Origin of the sequence: Mycobacterium sp. (assembly GCF_039583805.1) — a bacterium.
In the GTDB taxonomy this organism is placed as follows: Bacteria; Actinomycetota; Actinomycetes; order Mycobacteriales; family Mycobacteriaceae; genus Mycobacterium.
This window is the reverse complement of sequence record NZ_JAVKSH010000040.1, coordinates 1-15,380: the sequence shown is the minus strand read 5'-3', so window position 1 is coordinate 15,380 and position 15,380 is coordinate 1. Positions and strand designations below refer to the sequence as shown.

Annotated in this window: 10 protein-coding genes and 1 tRNA gene; 4 read left to right on the top strand and 7 right to left on the bottom strand. The window is 70.6% G+C overall.

The annotated features are described in order from the left end of the window. Window positions 1-246 precede the first annotated feature (246 nt). Together ABDW21_RS07470 and ABDW21_RS07465 are read right to left on the bottom strand one after the other, a co-directional pair. A complete protein-coding gene (locus ABDW21_RS07470; RefSeq protein WP_343600866.1) occupies window positions 247-1,401 on the bottom strand; it encodes a cupin domain-containing protein in 1,155 nt (384 codons plus the stop codon). Between the two features lie 88 nt (window positions 1,402-1,489). Further along, a complete protein-coding gene (locus ABDW21_RS07465; RefSeq protein ID WP_343600865.1) occupies window positions 1,490-2,428 on the bottom strand; it encodes an NAD-dependent epimerase/dehydratase family protein in 939 nt (312 codons plus the stop codon). On the opposite strand from ABDW21_RS07465, the gene ABDW21_RS07460 reads away from it, so the two are divergent. After that, on the top strand, window positions 2,394-4,244 hold the full coding sequence (locus tag ABDW21_RS07460) for a hypothetical protein (RefSeq protein ID WP_343710254.1): 1,851 nt from the start codon (window positions 2,394-2,396) through the stop codon (window positions 4,242-4,244). The genes ABDW21_RS07465 and ABDW21_RS07460 overlap by 35 nt on opposite strands. A gap of 13 nt (window positions 4,245-4,257) precedes the next feature. On the opposite strand, the gene ABDW21_RS07455 is transcribed toward ABDW21_RS07460, so the two are convergent. Next, window positions 4,258-4,330 (bottom strand) — tRNA-Thr (locus ABDW21_RS07455). 84 nt (window positions 4,331-4,414) lie between these two features. Then, window positions 4,415-5,623: a DNA polymerase III subunit delta' gene (locus ABDW21_RS07450; protein WP_343600863.1), complete on the bottom strand. Its 1,209-nt coding sequence runs from the start codon at window positions 5,621-5,623 to the stop codon at window positions 4,415-4,417. 81 nt (window positions 5,624-5,704) lie between these two features. Between ABDW21_RS07450 and ABDW21_RS07445 the strand changes: the two genes are divergently transcribed. Further along, on the top strand, window positions 5,705-7,300 hold the full coding sequence (locus ABDW21_RS07445; protein ID WP_343600862.1) for an adenylate/guanylate cyclase domain-containing protein: 1,596 nt from the start codon (window positions 5,705-5,707) through the stop codon (window positions 7,298-7,300). Here ABDW21_RS07445 and topA read toward each other — a convergent pair. From topA to ABDW21_RS07430, 3 genes are all read right to left on the bottom strand, one after another. Beyond that, window positions 7,297-10,122, bottom strand: a complete 2,826-nt coding sequence (gene topA, locus ABDW21_RS07440) for a type I DNA topoisomerase (protein WP_343600861.1) — start codon at window positions 10,120-10,122, stop codon at window positions 7,297-7,299. The two genes, ABDW21_RS07445 and topA, sit on opposite strands and share 4 nt — an antisense overlap. Window positions 10,123-10,355: 233 nt before the next feature. Beyond that, window positions 10,356-10,934, bottom strand: a complete 579-nt coding sequence (locus ABDW21_RS07435) for a hypothetical protein (protein ID WP_343600860.1) — start codon at window positions 10,932-10,934, stop codon at window positions 10,356-10,358. Between the two features lie 85 nt (window positions 10,935-11,019). Continuing rightward, the gene (locus ABDW21_RS07430) at window positions 11,020-11,223 is read right to left on the bottom strand and encodes a cold-shock protein (protein ID WP_343600859.1); all 204 of its coding nucleotides are present in this window, start codon (window positions 11,221-11,223) and stop codon (window positions 11,020-11,022) included. 343 nt (window positions 11,224-11,566) lie between these two features. On the opposite strand from ABDW21_RS07430, the gene ABDW21_RS07425 reads away from it, so the two are divergent. Then, on the top strand, window positions 11,567-13,885 hold the full coding sequence (locus ABDW21_RS07425) for a DEAD/DEAH box helicase (protein ID WP_343710253.1): 2,319 nt from the start codon (window positions 11,567-11,569) through the stop codon (window positions 13,883-13,885). A 207-nt stretch (window positions 13,886-14,092) separates the two neighbouring features. After that, window positions 14,093-15,133, top strand: coding sequence for a PAS domain-containing protein (locus ABDW21_RS07420; protein ID WP_343600857.1), 1,041 nt, complete (start codon window positions 14,093-14,095; stop codon window positions 15,131-15,133). Window positions 15,134-15,380: the final 247 nt, after the last annotated feature.

Genomic DNA, 15,380 nt, shown 5'->3' with positions numbered 1-15,380 from the left:
TCACTGCGACGGTCGGGGTCACTTCGACGGTCGGGGTCACTGCGACGGTCCAGCCTGCCGCCCCCCGACCGGCCACAGGCAGACCGTCGAGACGGCGGCCAACGCCACGGGAGCCACTGGAGAAGTCCTCATCTGCGGTGATTTTGCGCTAGGAAATCCGCACTGTCAACGTCGAAGTGGTCTTAACGTCACGACGTAAGGAAATCGCCGAAACGTAGACCCTGCCGCCGCCGCCGGCCGACCGGATCAGCCGTCTGGCAGCCGGGCCAGGAACCCGGTCGAGATCAGGGTTCGGGCCAGCTCCATCTGCTGCGCCGCACTCAGCCCGGGCAGGTCGCCCACCAGGAACGGCTCGGTGCAACCGGAGACGAACCGCAGCGCCGCGTCGTGGTCGGGGCTCACCGTGATCATCAGCTGAGCAAACTGCAGTGCGACACCACCGGCGGCGGAGACAACCCGTGAATACAGCGGCTGATATCTGACCACCCGTGTTCGTCCGTCGATCCCGGCGGCGTGCGAGGCCGGTCCGACCGGTGGGCATCGGCCGCGTCGGACCAGGACATCCGCCAGGGCGTCGAGACCCTCGGCGACGGCGCCCGGGTCCTCGATGGCTTCGGCGACGTCGCGCATCAGATCACCCAGGCCCGCGCGGACGCCGTCGTCGTCCAGATGCCGCGCCGGCAACCGGACGTGCAGACGCTCGTCGCGCAGGCTCAGGGCGCGCAGGACAGCGGTGACGAGCGTCAGCGCGGTCGGCGCATGCAGTCCCACCGTCACGTGCAGGGACGGCTCCGCGGTCGTCTCGGCCGCATGGACGTGGCCGCGGGGCAGATACAGCACGTCGCCGACTTCCAGCCGCAGGCTGGTCGGCAACGAGAGGCCGGCCGCCGGGGTCCCCTTCCGGCGCAGTATCTCGTGCGGCGGCACGGCGGCGTCGGCGGACACGTGCCAGGTCTTGGATCCCCGGATCTGCAGGACCAACACGTCGTGGGGGTCGTAATGGGCAACGAAGCCCGTCGATCCCGGGGGCGTGATGTAGCCGTTGACCTGCGTCGGAAAGTTCAGCTCAACCTCGACGGCGTGCGACAGCGAGGAGATGGTGCGGACGTAGCGCTCCAGGTTGTCCACAACGATCGTGTAGCCGTCGGCAAAGCCGTCGCGGACGGCGGCCAGGTCCAGGCTGCCGTCGGCGCGCCGATAGGTGTCCGGGTCCTTGTCCTCTCCTCTCCTGACCAGGCGCACCGCCGACGGCTCGGGCGCAACGTGCGCCAAGAGTTCCTCCACCGCAAAGGATCCGGGTAGCAGGCCGTCGAAGTAACCCGCGCAGGCTCGCTGCACGTGGTAGTGCGTCGCCCCCCATATCTCGTCGAGAAACTTTGCCACGCTGAGAGGTTGAAGCATCCAGGCTAGCGAGAAGTCGACGGTGACACCTCCCGGTGCAGAGCCGGCCGTGTTGCTGCGTCGCTGTGCGGCCCGCGACGATTGCTGATCATTGCGCGTGCCGGAAATAGTCGACGGTGCGACGCAAACCTTCCTGCAGCGGAACCTGCGGGCGCCAGCCCAATACCTCTGCGGCCAAACGGATGTCGAGGCACGAGCGGGTCAGATCACCTAGCCGCGGCGGGTAAAACTCCGGGTCGTCGGGTGCTCCGGCCGCCGCTGCGACCGCTGAATGCAGTTGGCGGTCCGAGGTTTCCACGCCGGTACCGATGTTGAATCGACGCCCCGCGCCCGCCGGGCCGGCCGACTTGACGAAGGCATCCACCACATCGTCGACGTAGACGTAGTCGCGGGTGTGGGTGCCGTCACCGAACACCTTGGTGGGCTTGCCCGACAGCAACCCCTGGGCGAAGATGGCCACCACGCCGGCCTCGCCGTGCGGATCCTGCCGCGGACCATAGACATTCGCCGGTGCGATGTGCGAGCACTGCAGGCCGTAGAGACGCGCAAACGTGTTGAGGTAGATCTCCCCGGCCACCTTGCCCGCCGCGTAGGGCGACACCGGGTCGGTGGGCGTCGTCTCGGGAGTCGGGTAGGTTGGCGGGACCCCGTAGATGGATCCACCCGATGAGGTGTGCACGATCTTGCGCACCCCGGCCCTGCGCGCCGCGTCGGCCAGCCGGATCGTGCCGACGACGTTGACCGCGGCGTCGAACTGCGGGTCGGCCACCGAGTGCCGCACGTCGATCTGGGCGGCCAAGTGGAACACCACCTCCGGGCGGTGCTCGTCGAGGATGGCCTGCAGGTCCGCGGTGACGATGTCGGCTTGCGCGAAGGCGAACTGCGGATCGTCGGCCACGTGCTCGAGGTTGGTCGCCCGCCCGGTGGCGAAGTTGTCCAGCCCTGCCACCGTGTGCCCGTCGGCCAGCAGCCGATCGACTAGCGTCGACCCGATGAATCCGGCTGCCCCGGTGACCAGTGCGCGCACCGGCCCACCATACCGGCGGGCTGCGCGGCCGGCCCGGCTACCTCGGGTCGCCCGGGCCGCGGCCGCGCTGGTTGCGGTGCAGTTGGTTGTCCGCGCGGTGCTGGCGTTTCGCGGCTACTACTACTGGGACGACCTGATCCTCATCGGCCGGGCGGGCACCCACCCGCTGCTGTCGGCGTCGTACCTGTTCGACGACCACGACGGCCACGTCATGCCCGGCGCCTACCTGGTGGCCGGAGCCATCACCCGGCTGGCGCCGCTGGACTGGACCGGCCCGGCGATCAGCCTGGTGGTGCTGCAACTGCTGGCGTCGCTGGCGTTGCTGCGCGCGCTGCAGGTGATGCTGGGCTGGCGGCCGGTGCTGCTGGTCCCGCTGACCTTCGCGTTGTTCACCCCTATGGGCGTTCCGGGGTTCGCCTGGTGGGCGGCGGCGCTGAATTCGCTACCGATGCTGGCGGCGCTGGCCTGGGTGTGCGGCGACGCGATTCTGCTGGTGCGCACCGGAAACCAGCGCTACGCGGTGACCGGCGGGCTGGTCTACGCCGTCGGGCTGCTGTTCTTCGAGAAAGCCGCGGTGATCCCGTTCGTCGCGTTCGCGGTCGCCGCGCTGCTGCGCTATGTGCAGGGTGACCACGCGGCGCCGGCGACGGTGTGGCGGGCGGGTTCTCGGTTGTGGACGGCGTCGCTGGCGCTGACCGGCGCCTGGATCGCCGTCTACCTGGTGGTGGTCGATCAGCAGCGGTGGAGCACCGATCTGGCGATGACGGGCGCTCTGCTGCTCCGCTCGATCACGCACGGGATCGTGCCCGCACTGGCCGGCGGCCCCTGGGCGTGGGCCCGCTGGGCGCCGTCCTCCCCGTGGGCCACCCCGCCGCCGGCGGTGCGCGCGCTCGGCTGGCTGGTGCTGGCGGCGGCGCTGGCCGTCTCGCTGCTGCGCAAGCGGCGCCTCGGGCCGGTGTGGTTGACCGCGGTCGGCTACGCGGTCGCCTGCCAGGTGCCCATCTATTTGATGCGCTCCTCGCGCTTCACCGCCCTGGAGCTCGCCCAGACCCTGCGCTACCTGCCCGACCTGGTGGTGGTGCTGGCGCTGCTGGCCGCCGTCGGTTTCTGCGCGCCGAACCGGCCGCTCAGCCTGCGACTGTCGTGGTTGCTGGACGCCTCGCCGCCGCACGCCGCGATGACGGCGGGCCTGGCGGCGCTGTTCATGGCCAGCAGCGGGTATTCGACGATGACGTTTGTGAGCTCCTGGCGCGACAACCCCGCCCAGCCGTACCTGCAGAACGCGCGCCGCAGCCTGGCCGCCGCACACGCGGCCTCGACCGCGGCGCTGCTGGACCAGCAGGTCGACCCGCTGGTGCTGGGCCGGGTGGCCTGGCCGGAGAACCTGGCCGGCCACATGTTCGCGCTACTGCGTGATCGACCCGAATTCTCCTTGGCTACAACACAATTACGAACGCTAGACAGCTCGGGCCGGGTGGTCGGCGCGCGGGTCGCGTGGAACCGCACGATCGTGGCGGGTCCGGCGCCGCGATGCGGGTACTTCGTGCAGCCCGACGCTCCGGCAACGCTTGCTCTCGACGGCCCGCTGCTGCCGGCGGACTGGACCGCCGAGATCAACTACCTGGCCAACAGCGAGGGGGCGATGACGCTGTCGCTGGTCGACGGCCCGCAGGTCAGGGTCGCGGTGCATCCCGGGCTCAACCGGGTCTACGTGCGGCTGCCCGGAGCGGGCACCGCGATCGCGGTGCACGCCGACACGGCCGCGCTGTCGCTGTGCGTCGCGGCCGGGCCGGTGGGTTTCGTGGTGCCGGAATAGGCCGGCCGCAGCGAGCCACCTAGGAGAATCGAACTCCTGACCTGCTCATTACGAGTGAGCCGCTCTGCCGACTGAGCTAAGGTGGCATGCCCTGACGAAGCGGCACGAGTCTACGGCAGGCCCGGTGGCCCGCCCAACTCCCGCCCGGCGGCCCGAGGGGCAACTACATCTCAGACCCGCAGCGCCTGGCCGATGGTCGCAACCATGGCGTCGACGGCGAAACGAGGTTTGACGTTGATCGCCAGCGCGTGCCGGCATTCCAGCACCGCCTCGATGCAGCGCAGCAATCGCTCGGGCGCGGCGTGCCCCGCCATCGCCGCGACCTGCTCGGCCATGTCAGGGTGGTTGGGCCGCACACCGCCGGCACCGCTCGCCACCAGCAGGGCGTCGCGAAAATAGGCCGCGAGGTCGATCAGCGCGCGGTCCAGCGCGTCACGCGAGGCCCGGGTGAGACGCGACTTCTGCCGTCGCTCAAGGTCTTTGAGTGCGCCGGTGGCGCCGCGCAGCGCGCCGGCGGTGCCCTTGCCGGTTCCGCCGGCACCCAGCGCGGTCCGCAGCTCGTCGGTTTCGGCCTCGTCGCGCCCACCGGTCAGCACCTGGGCCTCGGCCTCGGCGGCAGCCACCAGCGCCTCGGCGGCGGCGTAGGCCCGCGACCGCGTCGCCGCGTCGCGAGCCAGTGCCAGCGCCTGCAGCCGGCGCTCGCGTGCCTGCGGATCGCCGGCCAGCCGCCGCGCCCGGCCGACGTGGCCGCCGCTGACCGAGGCCGCCCAGCCCGCCGTGTCGGCCGCCAACCCGTCACCCTCGACCAGCACCCGGGCGATAGCCGACGGCGCCGGGGTGGCCAGCGCGACATGACGGCAGCGGGACCGCAGCGTGATCGCGATGTCCTCGGGGTCGACCGAGGGCGCGCACAGCAGGAACACCGTCGACGACGGCGGCTCCTCGACGATCTTGAGCAGCACGTTGGCCGCGCCCTCGGTCAGCCGGTCGGCGTCCTCGATCAGCACGACCTGCCAGCGCCCGGTGCTCGGCCGTCGGGAGGCGACGCGCACGATGGCACGCATGTCGTCGACGCCGATGGACAACCCTTCCGGGACCACCCGGCGCACGTCGGCGTGTGTGCCGGCCATCGTCGTCGTGCAGGCTCGGCACCGCCCACAGCCCGGGACGCCGTCCGAGGTGCACTGCAGCGCGGCCGCGAAACACAACGCCGCCACCGACCGCCCCGACCCCGGCGGCCCGGTGATCAGCCAGGCGTGCGTCATCGCGGCCTGCGACGCGGCGCTGTGAGCCGAATCACCGCGGGCCGCCACCGCGGCGGCCACCAGTTCGGCCTCCACCGGCTCCTGGCCGATGAGCCGTGCGAAAACCCCGGACATCACCGGCAACAGTAGTTGCCACCGCCGACAACGAAGCACGTGTTTGGGTACTGATCGGTCCCTGCCGCCCGATACGGTGGGTTGGTGAGCACGGCGGCGGCACCGGGCGCGCGGATTGCCGGATTCATCCGGTGGTTCGTGCGCACCCCGTGGCCGGTGTTCACGCTGAGCATGCTGCAGGCCGACATCATCGGCTCGCTGCTCGTCTTCGGCTTCCTGCGTTACGGTTTGGCGCCCGAGGACCGGATCGAGCTGCAAGATCTGCCGCCGGCCAACCTCGCGATCTTCGTGGGCGCGCTGGTGGTGTTGTTCGGCACCGGGCTGGCGATCAGCGCACGGCTGCTGGTGCCGGTGTTCCGGTGGCAGCGCCGCGACGACCTGTTCACCGAAACCGACCCCGCGGCCACCGAGCTGGCGCGGCGGCGTGCGCTGCGAATGCCGTTGTACCGCACGCTGATCAGCCTGGGCTACTGGAGCATCGGCGGGGTGGTCTTCATCGTCGCCAGCTGGCCCGTCGCCGAGCACGCGGCACCGGTGGTGGCGGTCGCGACCGCCCTGGGCGCCACCGCGACGGCGCTGATCGGCTACCTGCAGGCCGAGCGGGTGCTGCGGCCGGTCGCCGTCGCGGCGCTGCGCGGGGGGGTGCCGGCAAACCTGCGGCAGTCCGGGGTGATCGGGCGGCAGATGCTGAGCTGGGCGCTGTCCACCGCCGTGCCGCTGCTGGCGATCGTGCTGGCGTCGGTGGCCGACAAGATCGCCTACCTGCGCGCGACCCCGGACAAGCTTTACGCCCCGATCCTGCTGATGGCGGTGGCCGCGCTGGTGCTCGGCCTGGTGGGCACCCTGCTGGCGGCCATGTCCATCGCCGACCCGCTGCGCCAGCTGCGGTGGGCGCTAGGCGAGGTGCAACGCGGAAACTACCACGCGCACATGCAGATCTACGACGCCAGCGAGCTGGGACAGCTGCAGGCCGGCTTCAACGACATGGTGCGTGACCTGGCCGAGCGGCAGCGGCTGCGCGACCTGTTCGGCCGCTACGTGGGCGAAGACGTGGCACGGCGCGCCCTGGAGCGGGGGACCGAGCTGGGCGGCCAGGAACGCGACGTCGCCGTGCTGTTCGTCGACCTGGTGGGCTCCACGCAACTGGCGGCGACGCGGCCGCCCGCCGAGGTGGTCGGCCTGCTCAACGAGTTCTTCCGGGTGGTGGTGGACACCGTCGGGCGGCACGGCGGCTTCGTCAACAAATTCCAGGGAGACGCCGCGCTGGCGATCTTCGGCGTGCCCATCGAACACCCCGACGCGTCCGGCGCGGCGCTGGCGGCCGCCCGCGAGCTGCACGACGAACTGCTCGGCGTGCTCGGGTCCGCGGAGTTCGGCATCGGGGTGTCCGCCGGCCGCGCCATCGCCGGCCATATCGGCGCGGCGGCCCGGTTCGAGTACACCGTGATCGGCGACCCGGTCAACGAGGCGGCGCGGCTGACCGAGCTGGCCAAACTCGAGGACGGGCACGTGTTGGCGTCGGCGACCGCGGTCAGCGGTGCGCTGGACGCCGAAGCGTTGAGCTGGGAAGTCGGGGAAATTGTCACACTGCGCGGGCGCAGCGCGCCCACCCAACTGGCTCGGCCGTTGAGTCTTGCCGCAGCGGAAGAGGTTTCCAGCGAAGCAAGCAGCAACTAGCCGCGCTTGGCGGTCTTCTTGGCAGGCGCCCTGCGGCCGGTCTTCTTGGCCGGCCGCTGCACCGGACCGCGGGCACGCCTGTCGGCCAGCAGCTCGGCGGCGCGTTCGTCGGTGATCGAGACGACGTCGTCGCCCTTGCGCAGGCTGGCGTTGGTCTCACCGTCGGTCACGTACGGCCCGAACCGGCCGTCTTTGACCACCATCTGCCTGCCCGACGCGGGATCGTTCCCCAGTTCGCGCAGCGGTGGCGCCGACGTGCCCTGTCGGCCACGGCGTTTCGGCTCGGTGTAAATCTTCAGCGCTTCGTCGACGGTGATGGTGAAGATTTGGTCCTCGGTGGCCAACGAACGAGAATCGTTGCCGCGCTTCAGGTATGGCCCATAGCGCCCATTCTGGGCGGTGATCTGCTCGCCGGAGTCCGGGTCGGCACCGACCACACGCGGCAGCGACAGCAGTCTCAGCGCGTCCTGGAGCGTGACCGTCTGCACGTCCATGCCGCGGAAGAGCGACGCCGTCCGCGGCTTGGGCCCGGTGGGTTTCTTGCCTTTCTTGGCCGCCGCCCCGGCGCCGTCGCCGCCGTCGGGCGGTTCCGGGAGAATCTCGGTGACGTACGGCCCGTAGCGGCCGTCCCTGGCGACGATCTCGTGCCCGGTCTGCGGGTCGACGCCCAGCGACCGGCCCTCCGTCGGGGCGGCGAACAGCTCCTCGGCCACGTCCAGGGTCAGCTCGTCGGGGGTGAGCGAGTCGTTGAGGTTGGCCCGCTGCGGTGTGAGCTCACCGTCGTCACCGGTCACCATGCGTTCCAGGTAGGGCCCGTTCTTGCCCACCCGGACGTACACGGGCCGTCCTTGCGAGTCGTCGAAAACCTTGATGGAGTTGACTTCTCGCGCGTCGATTCCTTCGAGGTTGACCCCGACCAGCTTCTTCAGGCCCCCGGAGCGCGCCACCGAGTCGGGCACGCCGTGGTCGCCGCCGAAGTAGAAGTGGTTCAGCCAGGTGGTGCGCTGCTCGTGACCCGACGCGATCGCGTCGAGCTCGTCTTCCATCGCGGCGGTGAAACCGTAGTCGACGAGCCGGCTGAAGTGCCGTTCCAGCAGACCGGTCACGGCGAACGCCACCCACGACGGGACGAGGGCGCTGCCCTTCTTGTAGACGTAGCCGCGGTCCTGGATGGTCTTGATGATCGACGAGTACGTCGACGGGCGCCCGATGCCCAGCTCCTCGAGCGCCTTGACCAGCGACGCCTCGGTGTAGCGCGGCGGCGGGTTGGTGGAGTGCCCGTCCGGGGTCAGCTCGGTGGCGTCAACCCGCTGGCCCTGCCTCAGGTGCGGCAGCCGCCGCTCGGCGTCGTCGGCCTCGCCGCCGGCGAGCTCGTCGACGGTCTCGACATACGCCTTGAGGAAACCCGGGAAGGTGAGCGTGCGCCCGCTGGCGGCGAACACCAACTCCTGACCGGCCCCTTGAACGGTGCTGGTGCCCGCGATCCGCAGGCTCAGCGTGGTGCCGCGGGCGTCGGCCATCTGGGAGGCGACCGTGCGCTGCCAGATCAGCTCGTAGAGACGGAAATCATCACCGCCGCCGCCAAGCTCATGTCGCACCGCGTCCGGGGTGGCGAACGTCTCCCCGGCAGGCCGGATCGCCTCGTGGGCTTCCTGGGCGTTCTTCACCTTGCGGGTGTACTGGCGGGGTGATCCCGAGACGTACTCCTCGCCGTAGAGCTGGCGGGCCTGGGTGCGGGCGGCGCTGATCGCAGACTCCGACAGCGTCGTGGAGTCGGTCCGCATGTAGGTGATGTAGCCGTTCTCGTAGAGCCGTTGGGCGACGCTCATCGTCCGCTCGGCGGAGAACCGCAGTTTGCGGCCGGCCTCCTGCTGCAGCGTCGACGTCATGAACGGCGGATACGGTTTGCGGGTGTAGGGCTTCTCCTCCACCGACGCCACGGTCAGCTGCGCGCCGCGCAGACCGTCGGCCAGCCTGCCGGCGGCGGCCTCGTCGAGCACGACGACGTCTTTGGAGACCTCGCGGTCCGTGCGCACCGCGCCGCGCGAGTCGAAGTCCCGGCCGGTGGCCACCCGCGAGCCGTCAACGCTGGTCAGCCGCGCGGTGAAGGTCGGCGGGGAGGCCCGCGGATCGGACACGCTGGCGTCCAGCTCGGCGAGGACGTCCCAGTAGGCGGCGCTGCGGAACGCCATCCGGTCGCGTTCGCGGACCACGATGATGCGGGTGGCCACCGACTGCACCCGGCCAGCCGACAGCCTGGGCGCCACCTTCTTCCACAGCACCGGGCTGACCTCGTAGCCGTAGAGGCGGTCCAGGATGCGACGGGTCTCCTGGGCGTCGACCAGGTCGGTGTCGAGGTCGCGGGGCTGCTCGGCGGCCGCGCGGATCGCCGGTTCGGTGATCTCGTGGAACACCATCCGTTTGACCGGGATCCGCGGTTTGAGGGTCTCCAGCAGGTGCCAGGCGATGGCTTCGCCCTCCCGGTCGCCGTCGGTGGCCAGATACAGTTCGTCGACGTCTTTGAGCAGGTCTTTCAGCTCGCTGACCGTGCGCTTCTTGTCGGGGCTGATGATGTAGAGCGGTTCGAAGCCAGCGTCGACGTTGACGCCGAGCCGGGCCCACGGCTGCGACTTGTACTTCGCCGGCACGTCGGCGGCGGCGCGCGGCAGATCACGGATGTGTCCCCGCGAGGATTCCACGATGTAGTTCGAGCCGAGGTAACCGGCTATTTTGCGCGCTTTGGTAGGCGACTCGACGATGACGAGTCGCCGGCCGCTGCCATTTCCCCTGCCTACGGGGCTGGCGCTATCGCCCTCAGCCAACTGCGCTTACGCTCCTGTTTCGAGAGTCACGTCCATGTCAATTCCCGCCCCGGGCCCTGCCACCGGCATCCGCTGTTCGCCGGGATGCTTCGGGCCTGTCGACATCTGACCGGGCCTGTCGACATCTGACCGGGCCTGTCGACATCTGACCGGGCCTGTCGACATCTGACAATGTGACACCCGGGGCGGGCCGACGCAAACCGGCCCGCCGGCGACGGCCCGCGTCGGCAACGTTAGACCCGCGGCCAGTATGCCAACGCCTGGACCGCGTCGGGCGGCTCGCCCACGTTCTCTACCAGGCGCGATAGCCGACGCCGACCGCTGATCCGCAGCGCCGGCCGAGCGCCGCGGGTGCCGACCAGGGTGGGCGCGATCCCCACCCGCATCAGCGCGGACGCCAGCGGCGAATGGGTGTCTGGGGCGTGCGGGTCCAGGCCGAGCAGATAGCGGTCGGCCTCCGGGCTGCCGGCCGCCAGTGTCCAGGCCCGCAGCTCCCGCGGCCCGGGCAGCCACAGCCGCGGGACGGTCTTGACCGCACCGCGGGTCCATTCGGCGGCGATGGCGCGCAGCCGCGGGTCGACCGACGTCCGCACCAGCGGGGTGCACTCGTCGGTGCGGGTGATCTCGGCCACCAGCCCCGCCTCGTCGATCATCGCCGCCAGCGCCTCGGCCCGCCAGGGCTCGTCCACCACCATCGACAGCCGGGCCCCGCCGCCGATCAGCACGATCTGCCCGCCCGCCGCCAGCAGCCCGGTCAGGTCGGCGACCGCGGGCGGCACCGAGTCTGCCGAGAAGAACGAGAGCTGGCTCACGACACCGACAGTAGGCCAGCGTCGCAGCGAAAACCCCCCGGTCGACCCGCTGACGGGCCGCACGGGGGGTTTCTGGTGCGTTGACTCAGATAGCGCGGACGCCCGTCGCTTGCGGGCCCTTGGGGCTCTGCCCGACCTCGAACTCGACCCGCTGGTTTTCCTCGAGGGTGCGGAAACCCGCTCCCTGGATCTCCGTGTAGTGGACAAACACATCGGCGGAGCCGTCCTCGGGGGCGATGAAGCCGAACCCTTTCTCCGCGTTGAACCACTTCACAGTTCCCTGTGGCATTTCTCGATCTTTCCTTCTCTTCTGGGTGCGGGGCACCGCCTTCCGGCGCCCCGGGCTCGCTGTGACCGCCCTACCTCGCGGAGGCCCCGGAACTTCACCCGAGCTTTCGCAGGAACCGCGGTCGCAACGAGAGATCCTGCGAAAGTTTGACACGAACACAGAAGCTGCGACCTCGAACAGTCAACCATGTTCGGCGTGTCGGCGACAGCCTCGGTGGCCGATTCGGCTGTCCGGGCGTGAGCAGCGTCGTGAGCAGCGTCGTGAACAATGGCGTCAACAGTGGCGTGAACAGGGGCGTCACCTGGCGCCGGCGACAGCGTGTACAGCGCAGGAAGGAACGTCCATGGCGACGTTCGGCAGCGAACTGCTGGCCGCCGCGGTCGCCGGCTGCCAGCCCGGTGAGCATCCGCTGCGCCACGTCGCCGAACTGCCGTCGCGGCCCGGCCGGGCGCGTGACTGGCCCGTGTGGGCCGAACCCGACGTGGTGCGCGCGTTCACCGAGCTCGGCATCGGCTCGCCGTGGTCGCACCAGCTCGACGCCGCGGAGCTCGCCCACGCCGGACGCCACGTCGTCATCAGCACCGGCACCGCGTCGGGAAAGTCACTGGCCTACCAACTGCCCGTGCTCACCGCGCTGGCCGCCGACCCGCGGGCCCGGGCGTTGTACCTGTCACCGACCAAAGCGCTGGGCCGCGACCAGCTCCGCACCGCGCACACCCTGGCCGCGGCGGTGCCGCGGCTGGCGGACGTCGCGCCCACTACATATGACGGCGACAGCCCCGCCGAGCTGCGCCGCTTTGCCCGGGAGCGGTCCCGCTGGCTGTTTTCCAACCCGGACATGATCCATCTGGCCATGCTGCCCAACCACCGCCGCTGGGCGGTGTTCCTGCGCGGCCTTCGCTACCTGGTTGTCGACGAGTGTCATTACTACCGTGGCGTTTTCGGGTCGAACGTGGCGATGGTGCTGCGGCGGCTTCTGCGGCTGTGCGCACGCTACCGCGGGGCGCCGACGGTGATCTTCGCCAGCGCGACCACGGCCGCACCGGGAGCGACGGCAACGGAGCTGATCGGCCAGCACGTCGAGGAGGTGACCGAGGACGGCTCACCGCGGGGCGCCCGCACGGTGGCGCTGTGGGAGCCGGCGCTGCGTGCGGACCTGGCCGGCGAGAACGGCGCGCCGGTGCGGCGGTCCGCCGGTGCGGAGGCGGCGCGGGTGATGGCCGACCTGGTCGCCGAGGGGGCCCGGACGCTGACCTTCGTCCGGTCTCGCCGCGGCGCGGAACTGACCGCGCTGGGAGCCCAGGCCCGGCTGGCCGAGATCGCCCCGGAGTTGACCCCGACGGTGGCGTCCTACCGGGCCGGGTATCTGCCCGAGGACCGCAGCGCACTGGAACGGGCGCTGGCCGACGGGCGGCTGCGCGGCCTGGCCACCACCAACGCGCTGGAGTTGGGTGTCGATATCGCCGGGCTCGACGCGGTGGTGCTGGCCGGGTTCCCGGGCACTGTCACCTCGTTCTGGCAGCAGGCCGGTCGGTCCGGGCGACGCGGCCAGAGCGCACTGGTCGTGCTGGTCGCACGCGACGACCCACTGGACACCTACCTGGTGCACCATCCGGCGGCGCTGCTGGACAGGCCGGTCGAGCGGGTGGTGATCGATCCTGCCAATCCCTACCTCCTGGGCCACCAATTACTCTGTGCAGCAACTGAATTGCCGCTCGAAGAGGCCGAAGTGCGGGCGTTTGGCGCGGAGCGGGTCACGAGTTCCCTGCTCGCCGAGGGGTTGTTGCGGCAGCGGTCGGGCCGGTACTACCCGGCGCCGGGGGTGGACCCGCATCCCGCGGTCGACATCCGCGGCCCGACGGGCGGCCAGATTCTCATCGTGGAGTCCGACACCGGCCGGGTGCTGGGTACCACGGGCGCCGCGCAGGCACCGGCCACGGTGCACCCGGGGGCGGTGTATCTGCACCAGGGCGAGAGTTACCTCGTCGACTCGCTGGATTTCGCGGACGGGGTCGCGGTGGTCCATGCCGAAGATCCCGGATATGCGACCTTCGCGCGCGAGCTCACCGACATCGCCGTCACCGGCGCCGGTGAGCGGCGCGCGTTCGGACCGGTGATGCTGGGCCTGGTCCCGGTACACGTCAGGAGTCGAGTAGTCGGCTATCTGCGCCGCCGGCTCACCGGCGAGGTGATCGACTTCGTCGACGCCCAGATGCCCGAAACCACGCTGACCACCACCGCGGTGATCTACACCGTCACGCCGGAAGCCCTGCGCCACAATGGTATCGACGATCTGCGGATACCGGGTTCGCTGCACGCGGCCGAGCATGCGGCGATCGGGCTGCTGCCGCTGGTGGCCAGCTGCGATCGCGCAGACATCGGCGGCTTGTCCACCGCGGTGGGTCCGGAGTCCGACGGCCTGCCCACCGTCTTCGTCTACGACGGGTATCCGGGCGGCGCCGGTTTCGCCGAGCGCGGTTTCCGCCAGGCCGGTGTGTGGCTGGGCGCCACCGCCGCGGCCATCGAGGCGTGCGAATGCCCGCGGGGATGCCCGTCGTGCGTGCAGTCGCCGAAATGCGGCAGCGGCAACGAACCGCTGGACAAGGCGGGTGCGGTGGGCGTCCTACAGGTGGTGCTGGCCGAGTTGGCCCGCGTGCGGTGACGCGCGAGGACGTCGACCGACCCCTCGACGGTCGACTCCTGCATGAACCGGTCCGGCGGCGGTCCTCGCCGTGCCGACCGGCCGGAGGAGGAAAATACCGGGCCACCGGCGCCGCATGCAACTCGGCGACCGGCCGGGGACTTGGGTTCTCCAGTGCGGCAACAACGGCAAGCCCTCAGTCCCGTGTGCGCCGGTAAGCTGCCGACCATGACCCACGACTGGCTGCTCGTGGAGACGCTGGGCGACGAGCCCGCCGTGGTGGCGATGGGACGTCAGCAACGGAATTTCCTGCCCATCCATGCTTTCTTGCGGCGCAATCCCCGGCTGTCAGCCCTGCGCACGGCGATCGCCGAAACCGTCCAGACCGGCAAGAGCCTGGTCAGCATCACACCGAAGAGCGCCCGGGTGATCCGCGCCGAGCCGGTAGTGATGTCCGACGGCCGGATCCACGGCGTGCACGTCTGGAGCGGACCGGCGAAGGCCGAACCCCCCGAACGGCCCATCCCCGGCCCGCTGAAGTGGGACTTCACCCTGGGCGTGGCCACCGACACTCCGGAGTCGCTGTTCAACAACGGCAAGAATCCGGAGGTCGAGAACACCGACGGGCGGTCATTCGCCGACAACTGGCCGTCGCGTGAACTCAAACCTCACGAGGCCGAGGTGCTCGCGCTGGCGGTCAATCCGCAACCGGGCCAGACCCTGTGCGCCGGCTGGGACACCACCGACTGGCAGGCAAACCCGATCAGGGTGAGCTTCGTCGCGCGCAACGCCGTGGAGCCGGGCCAGGACGGCCAGGACCACATGGTGGGGCGGGGCATGAACTGGCGCGCCGAGCCGGCCGAGCCGCCGCCCCCGGCCGACCGGCTTGCGCAGCAGATCCTGCAGGGGCTGGCTCAGCCGGGAGTCCACCGGGCGCTGTTCGACCTTAAGAGATGGACCCTGCTGAAATGGCTGGACGAGCCGTGCCCGTTCTACGACTGGCGCCCGAGGGCGGCGAACATGCCGCGGGTGCACCCCGACGACGCGCCGACGATAGCGGCGTTGGCGGCCGGGGTCGCCGAGGGCGCCACCACCGCGGTGCTGCGGATGCCCGGTGCGGGCGGCGACTGGGTTCCGGTGCACGTGACCGTGAACCGCGTCGAGCTCGGCGAGAACACCTTCGCCGGCCTGGTGTCGCTGCGCTTGCCGACCGCGTACGACCTCGCCGACGCGGGGCTGGCCAGGCCGGCCGAATCGTCGTCGCGGTAGGCCCGCGCCCAGCCAGCTGTGGGTCACCGGTCTCGGCCGGATGGTCGTCGGCCGGATGGTCGTCGGCCGGCGGCTCGCTTCGCGCAGCGCCAAGATCATCGCCGGGTGCATCTGTTCGGTCGTCGACAGATACTGGGGCGCATATATTCAATGATGAATCGTGCCAATTGCTCAATGCGTGTGGACCCGACACGGTGCGCGACTTGGCGTCGCCGGTTCGCGGCGATTACCCTCCCCGGTCCACACT

Bases quoted from the DNA above. Each gene is read 5' to 3' on its own strand.
- ABDW21_RS07450 (WP_343600863.1), bottom strand. From the start codon at position 5,623: ATGTCCGGGGTTTTCGCACGGCTCATCGGCCAGGAGCCGGTGGAGGCC.
- ABDW21_RS07420 (WP_343600857.1), top strand. From the start codon at position 14,093: ATGACCCACGACTGGCTGCTCGTGGAGACGCTGGGCGACGAGCCCGCC.
- ABDW21_RS07460 (WP_343710254.1), top strand. From the start codon at position 2,394: ATGAATCCGGCTGCCCCGGTGACCAGTGCGCGCACCGGCCCACCATAC.
- ABDW21_RS07430 (WP_343600859.1), bottom strand. From the start codon at position 11,223: ATGCCACAGGGAACTGTGAAGTGGTTCAACGCGGAGAAAGGGTTCGGC.
- ABDW21_RS07425 (WP_343710253.1), top strand. From the start codon at position 11,567: ATGGCGACGTTCGGCAGCGAACTGCTGGCCGCCGCGGTCGCCGGCTGC.
- ABDW21_RS07470 (WP_343600866.1), bottom strand. From the start codon at position 1,401: ATGCTTCAACCTCTCAGCGTGGCAAAGTTTCTCGACGAGATATGGGGG.